The following is a 1,873-nucleotide window of genomic DNA, read 5'->3' as shown; positions in this document are numbered from 1 at the left end:
GACCCCATTGGGCTGCTGGGCGGGTTGAATCCGTACGGGTATGTGCATAATCCGGCGAAGTGGGTAGATCCGTATGGCCTGACAGGCGGAGTTGGAAATAAAGGGGAGCCTAAAGATACTGTCACTGTGTTCAGGGTTCAAGGGGGAACACCTCCTAATGCAAGCTATCACAGAATAAAAATAGACAACGATGGAAATCCAAAAATACAGGATGCCACTTTAAATATTAGTATTGGTGATACAAAACACGCAGAGCACTTTAAGAAAATTCGAGGGGACGATGCTGAACTTGTTTCATTTGAAATACCTAAATGGTTTGACGATTTCATCAAAGAAAATGCTATCAAACAAAAAGGATATAAGACAAATCCATTAAATCAAGGGAAGTTAGCTCCTAAAATAGTAGATCCGTCAACACCTGGAGACTCATATGAATTACCTCGTGTATGGACTAAATGGTTAGAAGAAAACGCAATTCCAGGCTCTGGAAAAGTAAAAAAATAAATGAGTGAAGGTAATTATATGTTTGAAACACAAAATGATAATGACTCTTTATCCGACGACAATGTTATTGTTGCAATAAAAAATAATAACAATATCGAATGGTATCATGAAGATAGAGAAATTTGGGTGTTAGATTGGCAGAAATGGAGTGCCGACTTTACTAAAAAAGGTTTTGACTGTGCTGAGGATGACCCCAATGATAGATTTGGTATTTTAATTGTTAATGACAATACTAAAGAGAAATTCTTGAAAAAAATCCAACCTTTTAAAATAGATAATTCGAAGTTAGAAATTATTAAAAAAACAATTGAAAAATCATCATGTTGGTGGGATGTCTCTGCATTATTTCCAATCGCATTTATTGATTTTGATTCGAAAAAATTAAGTGCCTGTTATCCATATCCTGGTAATACACCCATAGAAAAATATGTGCCTGATGGTTGGATTGGAGAGTTTGTTGATTTTATGCGCGAATTTGATGAAGACATTTTGCCTAAAAAAGAAAAATATTGGATCATTAATGATGTTGACTATTTAGAAAAACTCTCTTCTTTATCTTAATTAAAAGACGGAAGATCTCTGTGATCTTCCGGTTTTCTTCTTCTGTGGAGTATATCCCGAGATACCAGAATAAATAATACATTAAATTACAAAATAGGATGATTATGTCCACATATAACAACAACTCAATACGAGCATTTTATACGCAACAATCAGTTAGAGTGTATCAGGCTTATTCTTCTACTATTGCTGACAGTGCTATTAAACATAACACGTTCGTTTCTCCCCCTTTTAGCATGACACGTATGACATGGATTAAGCCTTCATTCTTATGGATGATGTATCGTGCTGATTGGGGAAAGAAAGATAGTGGTCAAGAACGTATTTTGGCTATTGATATCACACATGAGGGATTTAGAGAAATTCTTCGGCAGGGCGTTATTAGCCATTATGACCCTGCTTTGTTTAATTCTCAGGAGGAATGGAAAAAAGAAATTCAGCAAAGTGATGTGATTATTCAATGGGATCCTGAACGAGACATTCATTTAAATAAGTTAGAACAGAGAACCATACAAATTGGTCTGCGTAATCAAGCAGTGGAAAATTATATAAACAAATGGATTATCAACATTGAGGATATTACGAATAGGGCACATCAGATTTATGAATTGGTCAAAATGAATAAATTGGATATGGCTTACAATTTGTTGCCAGAAGAAACAATTTATTTGGAATGACCAGTTTTTATACATGAATAAGAAGCCGGAAAGATCCCCATGATCTTCCGGCTTTGTTCTTTTTAAGAGCCGCTCACTCCCTGCCCTTAGCGGCTTGTGTAGTCGCCAAGCAGTTCCCGCATTCTCAGCTT

Annotated in this window: 2 protein-coding genes and 1 pseudogene; all 3 read left to right on the top strand. The window is 36.0% G+C overall.

Annotated features, from left to right (window positions below; translation table 11 throughout):
• Window positions 1–504 (top strand): annotated as a pseudogene (locus tag AAC147_RS07635) (hypothetical protein); the annotation flags it as partial.
• An 18-nt stretch (window positions 505–522) separates the two neighbouring features.
• Window positions 523–1,065 carry a hypothetical protein gene (locus AAC147_RS07630; protein WP_047686232.1) on the top strand — a complete coding sequence of 181 codons (543 nt, stop codon included), beginning with the start codon at window positions 523–525 and terminating at the stop codon, window positions 1,063–1,065.
• A 104-nt stretch (window positions 1,066–1,169) separates the two neighbouring features.
• The gene (locus AAC147_RS07625; protein ID WP_156115451.1) at window positions 1,170–1,742 is read left to right on the top strand and encodes a DUF4291 domain-containing protein; all 573 of its coding nucleotides are present in this window, start codon (window positions 1,170–1,172) and stop codon (window positions 1,740–1,742) included.
• Window positions 1,743–1,873: the final 131 nt, after the last annotated feature.

This window comes from Xenorhabdus sp. NBAII XenSa04 (assembly GCF_963866145.1).
GTDB classification, from domain to species: Bacteria; Pseudomonadota; Gammaproteobacteria; order Enterobacterales; family Enterobacteriaceae; genus Xenorhabdus; species Xenorhabdus indica.
This window is presented reverse-complemented; position numbering and strand designations above follow the sequence as displayed.

Excerpts from the sequence above, each read along its gene's own strand:
- AAC147_RS07630 (WP_047686232.1), top strand. The coding sequence starts at position 523 with ATGTTTGAAACACAAAATGATAATGACTCTTTATCCGACGACAATGTT.
- AAC147_RS07625 (WP_156115451.1), top strand. The coding sequence starts at position 1,170 with ATGTCCACATATAACAACAACTCAATACGAGCATTTTATACGCAACAA.